Source organism: Streptomyces sp. NPDC044106 (assembly GCF_056433985.1).
Map to the genome: position 1 here is coordinate 44,359 of NZ_JBWKFZ010000015.1, position 19,348 is coordinate 63,706.

16 protein-coding genes and 1 pseudogene are annotated in these 19,348 nt (G+C 70.4%); 9 read left to right on the forward strand and 8 right to left on the reverse strand.

The window, feature by feature from the left end:
- The first annotated feature begins 290 nt into the window (after positions 1–290).
- The 6 genes from AC07DI_RS26800 to AC07DI_RS26825 all read left to right on the forward strand — a co-directional run bounded on the left by AC07DI_RS26800 (position 291) and on the right by AC07DI_RS26825 (position 8,453).
- Positions 291–2,618: a bifunctional SulP family inorganic anion transporter/carbonic anhydrase gene (locus AC07DI_RS26800; RefSeq protein WP_478906452.1), complete on the forward strand. Its 2,328-nt coding sequence runs from the start codon at positions 291–293 to the stop codon at positions 2,616–2,618.
- A gap of 413 nt (positions 2,619–3,031) precedes the next feature.
- Positions 3,032–4,993, forward strand: coding sequence for an acetate--CoA ligase (gene acs / locus AC07DI_RS26805; protein WP_478906454.1), 1,962 nt, complete (start codon positions 3,032–3,034; stop codon positions 4,991–4,993).
- A 231-nt stretch (positions 4,994–5,224) separates the two neighbouring features.
- Positions 5,225–6,625, forward strand: coding sequence for a Na+/H+ antiporter NhaA (gene nhaA, locus AC07DI_RS26810; protein WP_478906455.1), 1,401 nt, complete (start codon positions 5,225–5,227; stop codon positions 6,623–6,625).
- 52 nt (positions 6,626–6,677) lie between these two features.
- Positions 6,678–7,175, forward strand: coding sequence for a phage holin family protein (locus AC07DI_RS26815; RefSeq protein WP_384258398.1), 498 nt, complete (start codon positions 6,678–6,680; stop codon positions 7,173–7,175).
- Positions 7,172–8,113 (forward strand): alpha/beta fold hydrolase, encoded by a 942-nt coding sequence (locus tag AC07DI_RS26820; protein ID WP_384258400.1) that lies wholly within the window; start codon positions 7,172–7,174, stop codon positions 8,111–8,113. The genes AC07DI_RS26815 and AC07DI_RS26820 overlap by 4 nt, the downstream gene beginning before the upstream one ends.
- A 151-nt stretch (positions 8,114–8,264) precedes the next feature.
- Entirely contained in the window at positions 8,265–8,453 is a 189-nt protein-coding gene (locus tag AC07DI_RS26825; RefSeq protein WP_384258402.1) for a hypothetical protein, read from the forward strand.
- 93 nt (positions 8,454–8,546) lie between these two features.
- Here the strand turns inward: AC07DI_RS26825 and AC07DI_RS26830 are convergent, their stop codons facing one another.
- The 3 genes and pseudogenes from AC07DI_RS26830 to nth all read right to left on the reverse strand — a co-directional run bounded on the left by AC07DI_RS26830 (position 8,547) and on the right by nth (position 12,265).
- Positions 8,547–9,752: a MarP family serine protease gene (locus AC07DI_RS26830; RefSeq protein ID WP_384258404.1), complete on the reverse strand. Its 1,206-nt coding sequence runs from the start codon at positions 9,750–9,752 to the stop codon at positions 8,547–8,549.
- A gap of 48 nt (positions 9,753–9,800) precedes the next feature.
- Positions 9,801–10,454 (reverse strand): annotated as a pseudogene (locus tag AC07DI_RS26835) (NUDIX hydrolase); the annotation flags it as partial.
- A 719-nt stretch (positions 10,455–11,173) separates the two neighbouring features.
- The gene (nth, locus tag AC07DI_RS26840) at positions 11,174–12,265 is read right to left on the reverse strand and encodes an endonuclease III (protein WP_478906458.1); all 1,092 of its coding nucleotides are present in this window, start codon (positions 12,263–12,265) and stop codon (positions 11,174–11,176) included.
- A gap of 359 nt (positions 12,266–12,624) precedes the next feature.
- Here nth and AC07DI_RS26845 point away from each other — a divergent pair, with 359 nt between their 5' ends.
- Positions 12,625–13,299, forward strand: coding sequence for a Crp/Fnr family transcriptional regulator (locus AC07DI_RS26845; protein WP_016642758.1), 675 nt, complete (start codon positions 12,625–12,627; stop codon positions 13,297–13,299).
- A 59-nt stretch (positions 13,300–13,358) separates the two neighbouring features.
- On the opposite strand, the gene AC07DI_RS26850 is transcribed toward AC07DI_RS26845, so the two are convergent.
- The 4 genes from AC07DI_RS26850 to AC07DI_RS26865 form a co-directional block, all read right to left on the reverse strand.
- On the reverse strand, positions 13,359–14,189 hold the full coding sequence (locus tag AC07DI_RS26850; protein ID WP_384261840.1) for an MBL fold metallo-hydrolase: 831 nt from the start codon (positions 14,187–14,189) through the stop codon (positions 13,359–13,361).
- Positions 14,190–14,618: 429 nt separating this feature from the next.
- Complete coding sequence (locus AC07DI_RS26855; protein ID WP_478906460.1) at positions 14,619–15,491, reverse strand: NUDIX hydrolase; 873 nt, start codon at positions 15,489–15,491, stop codon at positions 14,619–14,621.
- Positions 15,492–15,635: 144 nt separating this feature from the next.
- The gene (locus AC07DI_RS26860; protein ID WP_384261836.1) at positions 15,636–16,106 is read right to left on the reverse strand and encodes a RidA family protein; all 471 of its coding nucleotides are present in this window, start codon (positions 16,104–16,106) and stop codon (positions 15,636–15,638) included.
- On the reverse strand, positions 16,103–16,264 hold the full coding sequence (locus AC07DI_RS26865) for a Sp36 family protein (protein WP_003975360.1): 162 nt from the start codon (positions 16,262–16,264) through the stop codon (positions 16,103–16,105). Before AC07DI_RS26865 ends, AC07DI_RS26860 begins: the two co-directional genes overlap by 4 nt.
- 82 nt (positions 16,265–16,346) lie before the next feature.
- On the opposite strand from AC07DI_RS26865, the gene bagA reads away from it, so the two are divergent.
- Together bagA and bagB are read left to right on the forward strand one after the other, a co-directional pair.
- Positions 16,347–17,327 carry an ATPase BagA gene (bagA, locus tag AC07DI_RS26870; RefSeq protein WP_478906462.1) on the forward strand — a complete coding sequence of 327 codons (981 nt, stop codon included), beginning with the start codon at positions 16,347–16,349 and terminating at the stop codon, positions 17,325–17,327.
- A complete protein-coding gene (gene bagB, locus AC07DI_RS26875; RefSeq protein WP_478906464.1) occupies positions 17,324–18,826 on the forward strand; it encodes an ATPase BagB in 1,503 nt (500 codons plus the stop codon). Before bagA ends, bagB begins: the two co-directional genes overlap by 4 nt.
- A 69-nt stretch (positions 18,827–18,895) precedes the next feature.
- Here the strand turns inward: bagB and AC07DI_RS26880 are convergent, their stop codons facing one another.
- Positions 18,896–19,240 (reverse strand): WhiB family transcriptional regulator, encoded by a 345-nt coding sequence (locus AC07DI_RS26880; protein WP_016642765.1) that lies wholly within the window; start codon positions 19,238–19,240, stop codon positions 18,896–18,898.
- Positions 19,241–19,348: the final 108 nt, after the last annotated feature.

A 19,348-nucleotide genomic window follows, 5' to 3' on the forward strand; every position in this document is an offset into this window, starting at 1 on the left:
CCCACCTTCTTCCGTGCAAGTCGGGACAGAACAGTCCGAACTTCGCACGGGGTCTTAATTGTTCTAATACGACAAGCCGATTAAAATTCTTATTCACTCTTTTGGGTGGCCAAATAGGCCAAATACCCCGAAAAGCTATTCAGGGCCTTTACTCTGCATTACGATCCATTTACCGAGAGTTGAGAGATCCCGCCGCTGCACGCCGTGACCCACGGCCGCGACCCGCCCTTCGGAGACCTCCGGAGGACCCCTTGTCCCGCGACCGCGCCGCCCCGGAGGAGACGGGAAACATGTCTGCTTGCGTCCCCACTCGCGCCACCGACTCGATCCACACACCCCGCGCCAACAAGCCCCACGCCCCGCCGCCCGGCAAGCGGTTCCGCATCGCGGGCGCCGACCTCTCCGCGTCGGTCGCCGTCTTCCTGATCGCCCTGCCGTTGTCCCTCGGCATCGCCCTCGCGACCGGGGCACCACTCCAGGCAGGCCTCGTGGCCGCTGCCGTCGGCGGCATCCTCGTCGGACTGCTCGGCGGATCGCCGCTGCAGGTCAGCGGCCCCGCCGCCGGTCTGACCGTCGTCACCGCCGACCTCATCCAGCAGTACGGCTGGCGGACCACCTGCGCCATCACGGTCCTCGCCGGATTCGCCCAACTCGGCCTCGGCTGCCTGCGCGTGGCCCGCACCGCGCTCGCCGTCAGCCCCGCCGTCGTCCACGGCATGCTGGCCGGCATCGGCGTCACGATCGCGGTGGCCCAGCTCCACATCGTGCTCGGCGGCACCCCGCAGAGCTCTGTCCTCGACAACGTCCGCGCGTTGCCCGCCCAGTTGGCCGACCTTCATCCGGCCGCCCTGACGATCAGCGTGCTCACCCTGGCGATCCTGCTCCTCTGGCCCCGGATCCCCGGGCGCGCGGGACGTCTGGCCAAAGTCCTGCCCGCGGCCCTCATCTCCGTCGCCGCCGCGACGGCCGTCGCCTCGGCCGGCCGACTCGAGGTCGACAGGGTCGACCTGCCGTCCTGGCGCAGTCACGCGCTGGCCGGGCTGCCGGAAGGGCCCGTGCTCGGCATCATCGCCGCCGTGCTCACCACCACCCTGGTGTGCAGCGTGCAGTCGCTGCTCGGCGCCGTCGCCGTCGACAAGGTCGTCGCGAGCCAGCACGACCTGCACCCCGGCGTGCGCCGCTCCGACCTCGACCGCGAACTGCTCGGCCAGGGCGCGGCCAACATCGTCTCCGGCACGCTCGGCGGGCTGCCCGTCGCCGGTGTCGCCGTGCGCAGCATGGCCAATGTGCGCGCGGGCGCCGTCAGCAGGAACTCCACGATGCTGCACGGCGTTTGGGTAGTAGTGGCCGCGCTGCTCCTGGTCCCCGTCCTGGAGCTGATCCCGCTCGCGGCCCTCGCCTCCCTCGTCATGGCCGTCGGCATCAAGATGGTCAGCCTCAACCACATCCGCACCATCACCCGCCACCGCGAGATCCCCGTCTACGCCGCCACCACCCTCGGCGTCATCCTCTTCGGCGTCCTCGAAGGCGTGGCGCTCGGCGTCGCCGTGGCCGTGGCCGTCTCGCTGCACCGGCTCGCCCGCACCCGGATCACCCACTGCGAGACGGACGGCGTACACCACGTGCGCGTACGCGGCCAGTTGACCTTCCTCGCGGTGCCGCGGCTCAGCCGGACGCTGCACCTCGTCCCGCATGACGCACAGGTGATCGTGGAGCTGGACGGCTCCTTCATGGACCATGCCGCGTACGAATCACTGCAGTGCTGGCAGGACGCGCATGCCGCGCACGGCGGCAGCGTCGAGATCACCGGCCGCTCCGGGGCTCGCATCGCCGAGCCCGCCGGCGCAACGCACTCCTGCTGCAGGCCCTGGACCCCGTGGCGCAACCACCACTGCGACCGGCCGCAGGAGACGGAGCGGTCCGGGCGGCCCAGTGGGCATCAACTGGAGAGTGGGATCAGCGCGTTCCAGCGGAACACGGCGCCGCATGTGCGCGGGGAGCTCGCCAGGCTCGCGCGTGAGGGCCAGCAGCCCGCGCAGCTCTTCCTGACCTGCGCGGACTCCCGGGTCGTCACCTCGATGATCACTTCGAGCGGTCCCGGTGACCTCTTCGTCGTACGCAATGTGGGCAATCTGGTGCCGCTGCCGGGCGCCGAGAGCGGGGACGACTCGGTGGGCGCCGCGATCGAGTACGCGGTCGACGTGCTCAAGGTGCGGTCCATCACCGTGTGCGGGCACTCCGGGTGCGGGGCCATGCAGGCGCTGCTCAATACCCCGCCCGGTGGTGCGCAGACACCGCTGAAGCGGTGGCTCCGGCACGGGCTGCCGAGCCTGGAGCGCATGAGCGCACAGGACAAGGCGTGGGCGCGTCTCGCCGGGCGCGCGCCCGCCGACTCGGTCGAGCAGCTCTGCCTCACCAATGTGGTGCAGCAACTGGAGCACCTCAAGGCGCACGAAGCGGTGGCGCGCCGCCTCGCGGAAGGTGATCTCGAGCTGCACGGCATGTACTTCCACGTCGGAGAGGCGCAGGCCTACCTGCTGACGGAAGGCGCGGGGTCCGAGCGGGTGGCCGACGAGGTGTTCGATCAGGTGGCGCCGACCGCGCGGGTCAAGGCGTAGCGGCGTCCTTCCCTTCCGGGGCTGGGTGCTCCTGGTCACGGTACGTCCCGCGTCGTGCCTGGGGAGCGTGCGGCAGCGCCCCCTTGAAGCGACCGGAGAAGGGGGGACCCGGGTCAGGGTTCCCCCCCCCGGCAGCCAGTATTCCGGCACCCAACAGCCGACATTTCGGCACTCCCACCCCGGTGTCGCCCCGGTATCGCCCCGGTAGAAGCCCCCGAACCCCCTGGTGCGACGCTGGCCTACAACACCTGTCTTCGTGACACACCGGGCACCCCTGTCTTTACCGGGAGCCGAGTGCCAGGATCGGGAGGGGGTTGACCAACTCCCCGCGCGACCTAAAGAATCCGACCGGTCACGATATTGGTCTAAACCACGCCGGGCCCGGTGTGATGCCGCATGTTGGGAGCTTGCACATGAGCGAACGTCCGTCCATCGCCAACATGTTGAAGGAGGAGCGTCGCTTCGCGCCGCCGGCGGAGCTCGCGGCCGCCGCCAACGTCACCGCGGAGGCGTACGAGCGGGCCAAGGCCGACCGGCTCGGTTTCTGGGCCGAGCAGGCGCGCCGGCTGACCTGGGCCACGGAGCCGACCGAGACGCTGGACTGGTCGAATCCGCCGTTCGCCAAGTGGTTCGCCGACGGCAAGCTCAACGTCGCGTACAACTGCGTCGACCGCCATGTGGAGGCGGGCAACGGCGATCGCGTCGCGATCCACTTCGAGGGCGAGCCCGGTGACAGCCGGGCCATCACCTACGCCGAGCTCAAGGACGAGGTCAGCCGGGCCGCCAACGCCCTGACCGAGCTCGGCGTCACCAAGGGCGACCGTGTCGCCGTCTACCTGCCGATGATCCCCGAGGCGGTCATCGCGATGCTGGCCTGCGCCCGTATCGGCGCCGCGCACTCGGTGGTCTTCGGCGGCTTCTCCGCGGACGCCATCGCCAAGCGCATCGAGGACGCCGACGCCAAGGTCGTCATCACGTCGGACGGCGGTTACCGCCGCGGCAAGCCCTCCGCGCTCAAGCCGGCCGTGGACGAGGCCGTGGGCCGCGTCGACGGCGTGAGCAGCGTCCTCGTGGTGCGCCGCACCGGCCAGGACGTGGCGTGGACCGAGGGCCGCGACGTGTGGTGGCACGAGATCACGCAGAAGCAGTCCGCGGAGCACACCCCCGAGGCCTTCGACGCGGAGCACCCGCTCTTCATCCTCTACACCTCGGGCACCACGGGTAAGCCGAAGGGCATCCTGCACACCTCCGGCGGTTACCTCACCCAGGCGGCCTACACCCACCACGCCGTCTTCGACCTGAAGCCCGAGACCGACGTCTACTGGTGCACGGCCGACATCGGCTGGGTCACCGGCCACTCGTACATCACGTACGGGCCGCTGGCGAACGGCGCGACGCAGGTGATGTACGAGGGCACCCCCGACACCCCGCACCAGGGCCGTTTCTGGGAGATCGTCCAGAAGTACAAGGTGTCGATCCTCTACACCGCGCCGACGGCGATCCGGACGTTCATGAAGTGGGGCGACGACATCCCCGCGAAGTTCGACCTCAGCAGTCTGCGGGTGCTCGGATCGGTCGGCGAGCCGATCAACCCCGAGGCCTGGATGTGGTATCGGAAGAACATCGGCGGCGACGCCTGCCCGATCGTGGACACCTGGTGGCAGACCGAGACCGGCGCGATGATGATCTCCCCGCTGCCGGGCGTGACCGAGACCAAGCCGGGCAGCGCCCAGCGCGCCCTGCCGGGCATCTGTGCCACCGTCGTCGACGACGAGGCGAACGAGGTGCCGGACGGCGGTGGCGGCTATCTCGTCCTGACCGAGCCGTGGCCGTCGATGCTGCGCACCATCTGGGGCGACGACCAGCGGTTCATCGACACGTACTGGTCGCGTTTCGAGGGCAGGTACTTCGCGGGTGACGGCGCCAAGAAGGACGACGACGGCGACATCTGGCTGCTCGGCCGCGTCGACGACGTGATGCTCGTCTCCGGGCACAACATCTCCACCACCGAGGTCGAGTCCGCCCTCGTCTCGCACCCGGCGGTCGCCGAGGCGGCCGTCGTGGGCGCGGCGGACGAGACGACGGGCCAGGCCATCGTGGCATTCGTGATCCTGCGGGGTACGGCCGACGCCGACGACGAGGGGCTCGTGGCGGACCTGCGCAACCACGTGGGCGCCACCCTCGGGCCGATCGCCAAGCCGAAGCGGGTCCTGCCGGTGGCCGAGCTGCCGAAGACCCGGTCCGGCAAGATCATGCGGCGGCTGCTGCGGGACGTCGCGGAGAACCGCGAGCTCGGAGACGTCACCACGCTCACCGATTCGTCCGTGATGGACCTCATTCAGACGAGGCTCCCGGCCGCTCCGAGCGAGGACTGAACCCCGGGAAACCAACGGTTCGCGTAAGCACAAGGGGGCCGTCCGGCAGCGCGCCGGGCGGCCCCCTTGTGCTTAAGGTGAAGATCACCGGATACGTCCGGGCGTACGTTAGGTAGGCTAAGAATCGCGTCAGTAACGCAACAAGACGACGCGACGAGAAGAATCTAGGTGCGCCGGGAAGTCTGGTCGGCATGTGCTCCGTCCTGCCCACCCGACCGGAGGTCGATTCTCGTGACCGCGCCCGCCCCCACCGACAACCGCAAGGTTCTCGGAAGGCTCTCCCTCCCCGAGCGGAACTTCGTCGCGGAGGCGCTGCGCACCGAGACCGTCGGTGGAGTGCTGCTGCTCGCCGCCGCGGTCACCGCGCTGATCTGGTCCAACACGGCCGGCGGCTCGTACGAATCCGTCCGCGGCTTCCACTTGGGGCCCGGCTCGCTCGGGCTCAACCTCTCCGTCCAGCACTGGGCGGCCGACGGGCTGCTCGCCGTCTTCTTCTTCGTGGCGGGCATCGAACTCAAGCGCGAACTGGTCGCTGGCGATCTGCGCGACCCCAAGGCCGCCGCGCTCCCCGTCGTCGCGGCGCTCTGCGGCATGGCCGTACCTGCGTTCGTGTACTTCCTGACCAACCTCGCGGGCGGCGGCTCGCTGGACGGCTGGGCCGTCCCGACCGCGACCGACATCGCCTTCGCCCTCGCCGTCCTCGCGGTCATCGGCACCTCGCTGCCGTCCGCGCTGCGCGCCTTCCTGCTCACCCTCGCCGTCGTCGACGACCTCTTCGCGATCCTGATCATCGCGGTCTTCTTCACCAGCGACCTCAACTTCGCGGCGCTCGGCGGCGCCGTCGTCGGCCTCGCCGTCTTCTGGCTGCTGCTCAGGAAGCGGGTGCGCGGCTGGTACATCTACGTGCCGCTGGCCCTGGTCATCTGGGGCCTGATGTACAACAGCGGCATCCACGCCACCATCGCGGGCGTCGCGATGGGCCTGATGCTGCGCTGCCACAAGGAGGACGAGAGCGAGCAGCACTCCCCCGGTGAGCACATCGAACATCTCGTACGTCCCGTCTCCGCGGGCCTGGCCGTGCCGCTGTTCGCCCTGTTCAGCGCCGGTGTGGTCGTCTCGGGCGGCGCGCTCGGCGATGTGTTCACCAAACCGGAGACGCTCGGTGTGGTCCTTGGTCTGGTGATCGGCAAGGCGGTCGGCATCTTCGGCGGCACGTGGCTCGCGGCGCGGTTCACCAAGGCCGAGCTGAACGACGACCTGGCCTGGCCCGACGTGTTCGCGGTCGCCTCGCTGGCCGGCATCGGCTTCACCGTCTCGCTGCTCATCGGCGAACTCGCCTTCACCGAGGACCCGCTGCTCACCGACGAGATCAAGGCGGCCGTCCTGATGGGCTCGCTGATCGCGGCGGTCATCTCCGGAATCCTGCTGAAGGTGCGCAATGCCAAGTACCGCAAGCTGTGCGAGGACGAGGAGCGCGACGACGACCTCGACGGCATCCCCGACATCTACGAACTGGACAAGCCCGACTATCACCTGCGGATGGCCGCCATCTATGAGAAGAAGGCCGCGGAGCATCGCAGGCTTGCCGAAGTCTCGGGCGGGGAACGCAAGGACGGCAACGGTCCGGCATGATCTGAGCAGACATACCTCAGAAGAGATCAGAAGAGATAAAGGGGAGAACGCGATGAGCTCACCCGACGGCCCCGTCGGCGCCGAGCGCAGCCTCGGCCAGCTGGTCGCCACGGCGACCGGCGAGATGTCCGCGCTGGTGCACGACGAGATCGCCCTGGCCAAGGCCCAGCTCCGCCAGGACGTCAAGCGCGGCGCGATCGGCGGTGGTGCGTTCGCCGCGGCCGGCACGGTCCTCATCTTCTCGTTGCCGATGCTGAGCTTCGCGCTCGCCTACGGCATCCGCACCTGGAGCGACTGGAACCTCGCGATCTGCTTCGTGCTGTCCTTCGCCGCCAATGTGCTGGTGGCCGGGCTGCTCGCGCTGATCGGTGTCGTCTTCGCGAAGAAGGCGAAGAAGGGCAAGGGCCCGCAGAAGGTCGCCGCGTCGGCCAAGGAGACGGCTGCCGTACTGGGGAACGTCAAGCCGCATCCCCGCGCGGTGAGCCCCGCGAGTGTCGTCGAGGTGCGAGTCGGTGAGACGGGGGCGACTGTGGCACGCTCGTCCTCATGACGGACCCCGCCACTCCATCGGCCCAATCCCCCGCCTCAGTCGTACGCGTCGAGGGGCCCTGGACCCACCGGGACGTCGCCGCCAACGGTGCGCGGTTCCACATCGCCGAGATGGGTGAGGGGCCGCTGGTCCTTCTGCTGCACGGCTTCCCGCAGTTCTGGTGGTCGTGGCGGCACCAGATGGTGGCACTCGCCGACGCGGGCTTCCGGGCCGTCGCGATGGATCTGCGCGGCGTAGGCGGCAGCGACCGCACCCCCCGCGGCTACGACCCGGCCAACCTCGCGCTCGACATCACCGGTGTCGTACGTTCCCTCGGCGAGCCGGACGCCGCGCTCGTCGGGCACGACCTCGGCGGGTACCTGGCGTGGACGGCGGCCGTGATGCGGCCCAAGCTGGTGCGCCGCCTCGCCGTCTCCTCGATGCCGCATCCGCGGCGCTGGCGCTCGGCGATGCTGGCGGACCGCAAGCAGACCGCGGCGGCGTCGTACGTATGGGGTTTCCAGCGGCCGTGGGTGCCGGAGCGTCAGTTGGTCGCCGACGACGGCGCCTTGGTGGGCCGCCTTGTACGCGACTGGTCCGGGCCGGGACTACCGGACGACGACGCGGTGGAGACGTACCGGCGGGCCATGTGCATCCCCTCGACGGCGCACTGCTCGATCGAGCCGTACCGCTGGATGGTGCGGTCGATGGCGCGGCCCGACGGCATCCAGTTCAACCGCCGCATGAAGCGCCCCGTGCGGGTGCCGACGCTGCATCTGCACGGATCGCTCGACCCCGTGATGCGGACGAGGAGCGCGGCGGGCTCCGGCGAGTACGTCGAAGCGCCGTACCGCTGGCGGCTGTTCGACGGGCTCGGACACTTCCCGCACGAGGAGGACCCGGTGGCGTTCTCGACCGAGCTGGTGAACTGGCTGAAGGACCCCGAACCGGACCGGTGAGGTGGCGGACGCCGATTCGCGAGGGTTCGGGCGGGCCTTCCTGAGGACCCGCGGGAACACTTGTCCTACGAACGCCAATTGCCCCGCGCATAGGCCAATTGGGGCCCCTGGGCGCGGTTACCGACCATGAGGCACGGGCACACGTCGGGGTATGGGCTGGACGCACGACTACAGTGACGTAGCACGCAATCGCCGCTCGGCCACAGCGCTGAACAGCAGCGAGAGGGGCGGGCTACAGGAGCAGGGCCGGCACGGCCCCCCTCAAGCGATGGGCATCCCCCGCATTCTCCGCCGGAGGGCACGCTGGGTCTCCGCGCGCCTTCGGCATACGCGCGACTGACCCCGCCGCCTGCGCGACCGGCTCCGCCACCTTCTTCCGGGCAGCCCGGTCGCCGGGGACCGTTCCTGGTCCTGGAGCGCGCAGCTCCTAGTCCTAGAGCGCGCAGCCCTGGCTGTCGACCTCCTGGTTGGCGGTGCGGCCCCGCTCGATGTCCTCGCGCACCTCGTCGGCCGTGAGCGCATAGCCGGTGTCCGGGTCGTCGAGGGACTTCGCGAACACCACGCCGTAGACCTCGCCGTCGGGCGTGAGCAGCGGGCCGCCGGAGTTGCCCTGGCGGACGGTCGCGTAGAGCGAGTACACGTCGCGGTGCACGGTGCCGCGGTGGTAGATGTCCGGGCCGTTGGCCGTGATGCGACCGCGCACGCGTGCGGGCCTGACGTCGTACGGCCCGTCCTCGGGGAAGCCCGCCACGATGGCGCCGACGCCGCTGGTCGCGTCCTTCGACGTGAACTTCAGGGGCGGCGCCTTCAGCGCGGGCACGTCGAGGACGGCGATGTCGCGCTCCCAGTCGTAGAGGACGACCTTCGCGTCGTACGTCTGGTTCTGATCGCCTATCTGGATCGTCGGCTCGTCCACGCCGCCCACCACGTGCGCGTTGGTCATCACGCGGCGGTCCGCGAAGACGAAGCCGGTGCCTTCGAGGACCTTGCCGCAACTGCGCGCCTCACCGCGGACCTTCACGATGGAACGCTTGGCCGTCGTGGCGACCTTGCTCTTGGCGAGCTTGGGGTCGGGCGGCTGGACTTCCTTGATGGGCTCGTTCGAGAACGGGCTGAAGACCTGCGGAAAGCCGTTCTGCGCGAGGACCGAGGAGAAGTCCGCGAACCAGGTGTCCGCCTGGCCGGGCAGCGCGCGCGACACGCCGAGCAGGATCTTGGAACTCCGCACCTCCTTGCCGAGGGTCGGCAGCGTCGTACCCGCGAGGGCGGAGCCGATCAGCCAGGCAACGAGGAGCATCGCCACCACGTTCACCAGCGCGCCGCCGGTGGCGTCCAGGGCGCGGGCGGGCTGCCAGGTGATGTACCGGCGCAGCTTGTTGCCGAGGTGGGTGGTGAAGGCCTGACCGATCGACGCGCAGACGATCACGATGACGACGGCGACCACCGCCGCGGTCGTACTCACCTCGGCCGCGTCGTCGTCCGTCATGGCGTCCCAGACGATCGGCAGCAGATAGACGGCGACGAGACCGCCGCCGAGGAATCCGGTCACCGAGAGGATGCCGACCACGAAGCCCTGGCGGTACCCGACTACCGCGAACCACACGGCGGCGAGCAGCAGCAGGACGTCCAGCATGTTCACCGATTCAATCCTCGCCTCGCATCGCGGTCGCCATTCCACGCAACCTTGTCATGCGCGCCAGTCGAGCGGGACCTGCCTACTGCGGTCCCAGGGGCGCTCCCAGCCCGCGAAGTGCAGGATTCTATCGATCACGCCGGCCGTGAAACCCCAGACCAGAGCGGACTCGACGAGGAAAGCGGGGCCGTGGTGGCCGCTGGGGTGGATCGCCGTCGCCCGGTTCGCCGGATCCGTGAGATCGGCCACGGGCACTGTGAAGACGCGGGCCGTCTCGTTCGGATCGACGACGCTCACGGGGGTCGGAGTGCGCCACCAGCCGAGCACGGGCGTCACGACGAAGTCGCTCACCGGGATGAAGAGGCGGGGCAGTTCGGCGAAGAGCTGGACGCCGCGGGGGTCGAGCCCGGTCTCCTCCTCGGCCTCGCGCAGGGCGGCGCGCAAGGGGCCTTCGCCCTGCGGGTCGCCGTCCTCGGGGTCGAGCGCGCCGCCGGGGAAGGAGGGCTGCCCCGCGTGCGAGCGCAGGGATCCGGCGCGCTCCATCAGGAGCAGCTCGGGTCCTCGTTCGCCCTCTCCGAAGAGGACGAGCACGGCGGACTGCCGTCCGGCACCGCTCTCCGGGGGCAGGAAGCGGCTCAGCTGCAACGGCTGAACGGTCTGCGCGGCGCGGACGACCGGGTCGAGCCAGGAAGGGAGGCCGGTGGTGGTGAGGAGGGGGGTGGGTTGGGTTGTGGGGTGGGGGTGGGGGTCTGTGGGGTGGGGGTGAGCTGTGGGCTGGGCAGGGTCTGTGGGCTGGGCAGGGTCTGTGGGGTGGGGGTGAGCTGTGGGCTGGGCAGGGTCTGTGGGTTGGGCGGGGTCTGTGGGCTGGGCGCCGCTTGCGGGCTGGCTGTCGCCGGTGGGCTGGCTGGGGGCCGCGGACGGGGCGACGTCTGTGGTGTGGCCGCCGCCGGTGGGCTGGCTGGGGTCTACGGTCTGGCTGCCGCCATCGTTCTGACCGCGGCATGCGGGCTGGGTGTCGCCTGCGGTGTGGCTGCCGCCAGCGTGCTGGCTGGGGGCTGCGGGCTGGCTGCCGCCCGCGGTTCGGGCGACGCCTGCGGTGTGGCTGCCGCCGGTGGGCTGGGTGTCGTCGGTGTGTTGGCTGCCGCCGGTGGGCTGGGTGTCGCCTGCGGTGTGGCTGCCGCCGGTGGGCTGGGTGTCGCCGGTGCTGTCGCCCGCGGTTCGGGCGACGCCTGCGGTGTGGCTGCCGCCGGTGGGCTGGGTGTCGCCGGTGCTGTCGCCCGCGGTCCGGGCGACGCCGCTGTTCCGGCTGTCGCCCCCCTGCTCACCCTCGTACGTGCTCGTCGTGTCGCTCGCGTGCGTCATCGGCACCCCCGTCCGTCTCTGGACAACGCTCTCGCCCCTCCGGTTCGTTCCGTCCGCCGTCGGTGTCACCCCGCGAGCGGCGGCGCCGGCTTGCCCGGGTAGTCGGACGGCGGCTTGAGGCGCTGGCCAGGGAAGCCGCCCATCTCGTACTTCAGCAGCTTCTTCGCCTTCTCCGGATCGGTCTCGCCCTCCCCGTACGACGGGCAGAGCGGGGCGATCGGGCAGGCGCCGCAGGCGGGCTTGCGGGAGTGGCAGATGCGGCGGCCGTGGAAGATCACTCGGTGCGAGAGCATCGTCCACTCGCTCTTCGGGAAGAGCTCGGCGACTGCCGCCTCGACCTTCACCGGGTCCGTCTCCTCGGTCCACTTCCAGCGGCGGACCAGACGTCCGAAGTGGGTGTCCACAGTGATGCCAGGTACTCCGAAGGCGTTGCCCAAAACGACGAACGCCGTCTTGCGGCCGACGCCGGGGAGCTTGACCAGGTCGTCGAGGCGGCCCGGCACCTCGCCCCCGAAGTCGTCCCGCAACACCTTGGCCAGGCCCATGATCGACTTGGTCTTCGCCCGGAAGAAGCCGGTCGGCCTGATCAGCTCCTCGACCTCCTCGGGGACGGCCGCGGCCAGGTCCTCCGCAGTCGGGTACGCGGCGAAGAGACGCGGGGTCGTCTGATTCACACGCAGGTCGGTGGTCTGGGCGGAGAGAACCGTGGCGATCAGGAGCTCGAACGGGTTCTCGAAGTCCAGCTCCGGGTGGGCGTACGAGTACACCTCGGCGAGCTCACGGTTGATCCGCCGGGCGCGGCGGACGAGAGCGGCGTGGGACTCCGTCCGGGTGCCGGTGTCGGCGGTCGGGGCTTCCTGCTTCTGCGCCGGTGAGGCGGGCTTTTGGGCGGTGGCCTTCTTGGCGGCGGCCTTCTTCGCAGGGGCCTTCTTGGCGGGCTTCTTCTCCGCAGGCTTCTTCTCCGCAGGCTTCTTCTCCGCAGCGGTCTCCGTGCCAGGGGTCGCCTTTGCTGCTGTGTTCTTTGCTGCTGTGTTCTTTGCTGACGCCGTCGCCGCAGGCGCCTTCTTCACGGGCGTCTTCTTCGCTGCCGCCTTCTTCGCCGGGGCCTTCTCGGCCGTCGGCGTCGTCACCGCAGGTGTCGTCTTCTTTGCGTTCACAGGGCCGACCTCTTCGCCGGGAACAACAGGGATACTGTCCGTTTCGTCGCTTTATCGAGGGCGTCGGACGCTTGTTCGCCCACAGCGGAATCGCGAGGTGCGCTCACCTGCTCAGCCCCCTCGGCCTGCGCTCTCACCGGCTTTTTGGACACCCGGCCAGCCTAGAGCCCGGCACTGACATCCGTCCCTGACCCCATGGATCGGCCCCCAATTGGCCCCCTCCCGCACAGCTTGCGACGCCAGTGCGGCAGACTTGTGACTGATCACACTGTTTGGACAGTCCGGCAAAATGGGGAACACGGTCCCCTGATATGCGGGGGAAGCAAGATCCCCTGAGCAGGTCGACAAGGAGAGAACTCGTGGACGACGTTCTGCGGCGCGCCCCGCTCTTCGCGGCGCTCGATGACGAGCAGGCCGCGGAGCTCCGCGCCTCCATGAGTGAGGTGACGCTCGCGCGCGGGGATGCGCTTTTCCATGAGGGCGACCCCGGAGACCGCCTGTACGTGGTCACCGAGGGCAAGGTGAAGCTCCACCGCACCTCGCCCGACGGCCGCGAGAACATGCTCGCGGTGCTCGGCCCCGGCGAGCTCATCGGAGAGCTGTCGCTCTTCGACCCGGGCCCCCGGACCGCCACGGCGTCCGCCCTCACCGAGGTCAAGCTGCTCGGCCTCGGCCACGGCGACCTCCAGCCCTGGCTGAACGCCCGCCCCGAGGTGGCCGCCGCGCTGCTGCGCGCCGTCGCCCGGCGCCTTCGCAAGACCAATGACCAGATGTCCGACCTCGTCTTCTCCGACGTGCCGGGCCGTGTGGCCCGTGCGCTCCTCGACCTGTCGCGCCGGTTCGGCGTGCAGTCCGAAGAGGGCATCCACGTCGTGCACGACCTCACGCAGGAAGAGCTCGCCCAGCTGGTCGGCGCCTCCCGCGAGACGGTCAACAAGGCGCTCGCCGACTTCGCCGGACGCGGCTGGCTGCGGCTCGAGGCCCGCGCCGTGATCCTGCTCGACGTCGAGCGGCTGGCCAAGCGGTCGCGCTGACGCCGTGTCCGTACGCCGATGGGCCCCGCCTCCCTGTGCGGCGGGGCCCATCGGCGTAGTCAGATCAGGCCGTGCTCCCGCAGGTAGTCCAGCTGCGCCCTGACCGAGAGCTCCGCCGCCGGCCACAGCGAGCGGTCCACGTCCGCGTACACATGCGCGACGACGTCCGACGCCTCCGTGTGGCCGTTCTCCACGGCCGTCTCGACCTGGGCCAGTCGGTTGGCGCGGTGCGCGAGGTAGAACTCGACGGCGCCCTGGGCGTCCTCCAGGACCGGGCCGTGGCCCGGCAGGACGGTGTGGACGCCGTCGTCCACCGCCAGCGAGCGCAACCGGCGCAGGGAGTCCAGGTAGTCGCCGAGACGGCCGTCAGGATGCGCCACGACCGTGGTGCCACGGCCCAGGACCGTGTCACCCGTCAGGACGGCTTGGTCGGCGGGCAGGTGGAAGCAGAGCGAGTCCGCCGTGTGGCCGGGGGTCCCGACCACATGCATCTCCAGGCCACCGGTCGTGATCACGTCACCGGCCGACAGGCCCTCGTCGCCGAGGCGCAGGGCGGGGTCCAGTGCGCGGACGTGAGTGCGGGTCAGCTCGGCGAAGCGGGTGGCGCCCTCGGCGTGGTCGGGGTGGCCGTGGGTGAGGAGCGTCAGGGCGACCCGTTTGCCCGCCTTCTCCGCGGTCTCTATGACGCGGCTCAGGTGGGCGTCGTCCAGCGGGCCCGGGTCGATGACCACCGCGAGCGGTGAGTCCGGCTCGGAGACGATCCAGGTGTTCGTGCCGTCCAGGGTCATCGCGGAGGCGTTGGGCGCGAGGACGTTGACCGTGCGGGGGGTGGCGGGGCCGCTTAGGGCTCCGCCCCGGGGCTGGCCGGGAAGGGCGGCGGCGTCGGTCATGTGGGGTGACTCCTGTCGGGGTGGGCGGTTGCGGTGGCGTGTGCGGCTGCGTGTGCGGCTGCGCTGGGGCTGGGGTCTGCGCCGGTTCTTCGTCTGTGGGGCGGGGCCGCGGGGGTATGTGCGTACTCGCTGTCCCTGCGTCGCGCTGCACGGACAATGGGGCTACAGGATGCTCGGTGCTCCGTTCGCACATACCCCCACGTCCCCTCCGGCGCGCGTGCGACCGCGCCCCGGTGGGGGTTGACCCGTCCTGCCGTACGTTGCGGGGCAAACGCCCCCGCCCCCGCCCCTACCTCCGCCGTGCCTCGCGGGGCAAACAGGTGGGTGGGTGGGATGGATCCGCCGCGAAGCGGCGGGCCTGTCCGCACCCGCGGACGGGAGACGGGGGAGAGACCCCACCCACCGCTGAGGTAACCCGCCAGGGGCACGTCACTGGCTGCCGCCGCCCGCCACCACACGTTTCGTGAACTCCTCGTGGCCCGGCCAGGACAGGATCAATTCGTCGCCCTCCAGACGCGCTTGCGCCAGTACGGGGGTCATGTCCTGGGACGAGGCCGCGGCCAGGGCGGCCCGGGGCGAGGGGTGGGGGCTCAGGGAACGCAGCGTCGCGATGGTGGGCGGCATCATCAGGAGTTCGCCCGCGTCGTAGCGCGCGGCCGCCTCCGCGGGGGCGATCCAGACCGTGCGGTCGGCCTCCGTGGAGGCGTTGCGCGTGCGCTGGCCCTCGGGCAGTGCGGCCACGAAGAAGAACGTGTCGTACCGCTTCGGCTCGAACTCGGGGGTGATCCAACGGGCCCACGCGGCCAGGAGGTCGCTGCGCAGATACAGGCCCCGGCGGTCCAGGAACTCCGCGAAGGAGAGGTCGCGGGCGACCAGGGCCTCGCGGTCCGACTCCCAGTCGTCGCCCGTGGTGTCGCCGACGACCGTGTCCGGGGACGGCCCGGCGAGCAGCACGCCCGCCTCCTCGTACGTCTCACGGACCGCCGCACAGACGATCCGCTGGGCGGCGGCCTCGTCGTCGACGCCCAGGCGGGCCGCCCAGGAGGCCCGCGCGGGGCCCGTCCAGCGCACCAGGTGGTCGTCGTCGCGCGGGTCGACGCCGCCGCCCGGATACGCGTACGCGCCCCCGGCGAAGGCCATGGAGGCGCGTCTGCGCAACATGTGTACTTCCGGCCCACCGCCGCCCGCCCTGAGCAGCATGACGGTCGCGGCGCGACGCGGAACGGCCGGAGTCAGCGAGCCGCTCGCGAGGGCGCGGATGCGGTCGGGCCACTCCGGGGGGTACCACTGCCCATTTGCCATGGGCGGAGGCTATCCCCTGGTGAGCTGATGTTCGAGAGGCAACTATCGGTGCCTACAGAGGTACCGATAAGCGATATCCGCATCCCTGAAAGGCCGAAAGACGCTTACGCCTCCTTCAACTCGCTGACGCCTCCGTCAGCTCGCTCACGCCTCCGTCAGCTCCACCTGGAACTCGACCTCGACCGGAGCGTCCAGCGGGAGGACGGCCACGCCCACGGCGCTGCGCGCGTGCACGCCCTTGTCGCCGAGCACCTCACCGAGGAGCTCACTGGCGCCGTTGATCACGCCGGGCTGGCCCGTGAAGTCCGGGGCGGACGCGACGAAGCCGACGACCTTCACGACGCGCGCGATGCGGTCCAGGTCACCGGCGACCGACTTGATCGCGGCAAGGCCGTTCAGCGCGCAGGTGCGGGCCAGGTCCTTGGCCTCCTCCGGGGTGACCTCGCCGCCGACCTTGCCGGTCACGGCGAGCTTGCCCTCCACCATCGGGAGCTGGCCCGCGGTGTAGACGTACACGCCGGACTGGACGGCCGGCTGGTAGGAGGCGAGCGGCGGCACGACCTCGGGCAGGGTCAGCCCGAGCTCGGCGAGGCGGGCCTCGACGGCGCCGCTCATGCCTGCTTCTCCCGCTTCAGGTAGGCCACGAGCTGCTCGGGGTTGTTCGGCCCGGGAACGACCTGGACCAGCTCCCAGCCGTCCTCGCCCCAGGTGTCAAGAATCTGCTTCGTGGCGTGGACGAGCAGAGGCACGGTTGCGTATTCCCACTTGGTCATGTGGCCGACTGTAGTCGGTGTGAGGGGCTGCTCAGGGTGGGCTCCTGCATGGTCCGGCCGGCGACTGGTTAGGCTCGGAAGGGTGAGCAGGCTCCAGGTCGTCAGTGGCAAGGGCGGTACCGGCAAGACCACGGTGGCCGCGGCCCTCGCGCTCGCCCTGGCGACGGAGGGCAAACGCACCCTCCTCGTCGAGGTCGAGGGCAGGCAGGGCATCGCGCAGCTCTTCGAGACGGAGGCGCTGCCTTATGAGGAGCGGAAGATCGCCGTCGCTCCCGGGGGCGGGGAGGTGTATGCCCTCGCCATCGACCCCGAGCTGGCGCTTCTCGACTACCTCCAGATGTTCTACAAGCTGGGGGGCGCGGGCCGGGCCCTGAAGAAGCTCGGGGCCATCGACTTCGCGACCACCGTCGCACCGGGCCTGCGGGACGTCCTGCTGACCGGCAAGGCGTGCGAGGCGGTGCGCCGCAAGGACAAGAGCGGGCGTTACGCGTACGACTGCGTGGTGATGGACGCCCCGCCGACCGGCCGCATCACCCGTTTCCTGAACGTGAACGACGAGGTCGCCGGGCTCGCCAAGATCGGGCCGATACACAATCAGGCGCAGGCCGTGATGCGGGTCCTGAAGTCCCCGGAAACGGCCGTGCACCTGGTGACACTCCTGGAGGAGATGCCCGTCCAGGAGACCGCGGACGGGGTCGCCGAGCTGCGGGCCGCGCAGCTGCCCGTCGGGCGGCTCATCGTGAACATGGTGCGCCCGGCCCTCCTGGACGAGGCGTCGCTGAAGCTCGGCCTGGAGCAGGCGCCCCGTACGGCGGTCGCCAAGTCCCTGGCCGCCGCCGGGCTCGGCGGCGCGCGGCGCGGCGGGGCGGCCGAGCGGCTCGTCGACCCGCTCCTGGAGCAGGCCGCCGAGTACGCCGAGCGGTTCGCCCTTGAGCGTGACCAGCGCGCCCTGCTGACCGGGTTCGGACAGCCTCTGCACGAACTCCCGCTCCTCGCGGGCGGGATGGACCTCGCGGGCCTCTACGAGCTCGCCACGGCACTGCGGAAGCAAGGGATCGCATGACCAGGGAGACCGGAGACGCCGCGCCCCAGAAGTCGGCGCGGACCCAGGAGACGGCGCGGGCGCAGGAGACGGCGCGGGCGCAGAGGGCGGCACGGACTCTGGAGCCCGGTCTCGTCCTCGACGTGGACTCCCTGATCGACGACCCGAAAACCCGGATCGTCGTGTGCTGCGGTTCCGGGGGTGTCGGCAAGACGACCACGGCGGCCGCCATCGGGCTGCGTGCGGCGGAGCGGGGCCGCAAGACCGTCGTCCTCACCATCGACCCGGCGCGCAGGCTCGCGCAGTCCATGGGCATCGACTCGCTCGACAACGTTCCGCGGCAGGTCAAGGGCATCGAAGGGCCCGGCGAACTGCACGCCATGATGCTCGACATGAAGCGCACCTTCGACGAGATCGTCGAGGCGCACACGGACAAGGAACGCGCCAAGGCGATCCTCAACAACCCCTTCTACCAGTCGCTTTCGGCGGGCTTCGCGGGCACGCAGGAGTACATGGCGATGGAGAAGCTGGGGCAGCTGCGCTCCCGCGACGAGTGGGACCTGATCGTCGTCGACACACCGCCCTCGCGCTCGGCGCTCGACTTCCTGGACGCTCCCAAGCGGCTCGGCTCCTTCCTGGACGGGAAGTTGATCCGCGTCCTGATGGCGCCGGCGAAGGTGGGCGGCCGGGCCGGGATGAAGTTCCTGAACGTCGGGATGTCGATGATGACGGGGGCCCTGGGCAAGCTGCTCGGCGGGCAGCTGCTGCGTGACGTGCAGATGTTCGTGACGGCGATGGACAGCATGTTCGGCGGCTTCCGCACCCGGGCCGACGCGACGTACCGGCTGTTGCAGGCGCCCGGCACGGCGTTCCTGGTGGTGGCCTCGCCGGAGCGGGACGCGCTGCGGGAGGCGGCGTACTTCGTGGAGCGGCTCGCCGCGGACGACATGCCGCTGGCGGGTCTCGTACTGAACCGTGTGCACGGCAGCGGCGCCGCCCAGCTGTCGGCCGAGCGGGCACTCGCCGCTGCGGAAAATCTTGAGGAACGTCGCATTGTGGATCAGGGGGGCGGGAAGGTAGGAGTTCGTAACTCCCCCGAGTTTCCTGCCACTTCAGAATCCTCTGCTCCAGAATTCTCTGCTACGCCGGCCCCCTCCGCGCCGCCCGAATCTTCTGTGCCGCCCGAAGCCCCCACGCCGCCGGAGGGCCCCACTTCTCACGAGCCCGAGACCGAGCCTGAAACCGAACCCGAGACTGCGTCCGGATCCAAGCCCGAGGCCGAGCCTGCGTCCGATTCGGTACGCGAGCAGCCGGTCACCGACGCGTGTGTCGAGCAGATGACCGCGGGGCTGCTGCGCCTGCACGCGGAGCGCATGCAGTTGCTCGTGCGCGAACAGCGCACGCGTGACCGCTTCACCGCGCTCCACCCCGAGGTGGCGGTGGCCGAAGTGGCCGCGCTCCCCGGTGATGTGCATGACCTTGCGGGGCTCCGGGCCGTAGGGGACCGGCTGGCGGGTTGACGCTGGGGGACGCCGGGGGCCCTGGTGGGGAACGTGGATGGGGGTTCATCGCCCCGATGGGGTACCCGCCTACCCCACCGCCGCGTAGCTCTCGTACGTCTCCTCGTCCTCCAAGTCCACGGGCAACAGGCCCGTACCGCGCTCGTACTCGGAGCGCGCTGTCTCCAGGAGCCTGCGCCATGAGGTGACAGTGGGACGCCTGCGCAGCAGTGCGCGGCGCTCCCGCTCCGTCATGCCACCCCACACGCCGAACTCGACGCGATTGTCCAGCGCGTCGGCCAGGCATTCGGTCCGCACCGGACACCCGGTGCACACCGCCTTGGCCCTGTTCTGCGCTGCTCCTTGAACGAACAGTTCATCCGGATCGGTAGTGCGGCAGGCCGCCTGCGCACTCCAGTCGGTTACCCAGCCCATACCGGCGCCGTCCTCTCCCGAATCGAGGCTCCCCCACGGCGGCAGCGGCATATGCACCGCCGCCAGTTGAGGACGTTACGGAAGGTGGGCACAGCGCAACACCCCCTT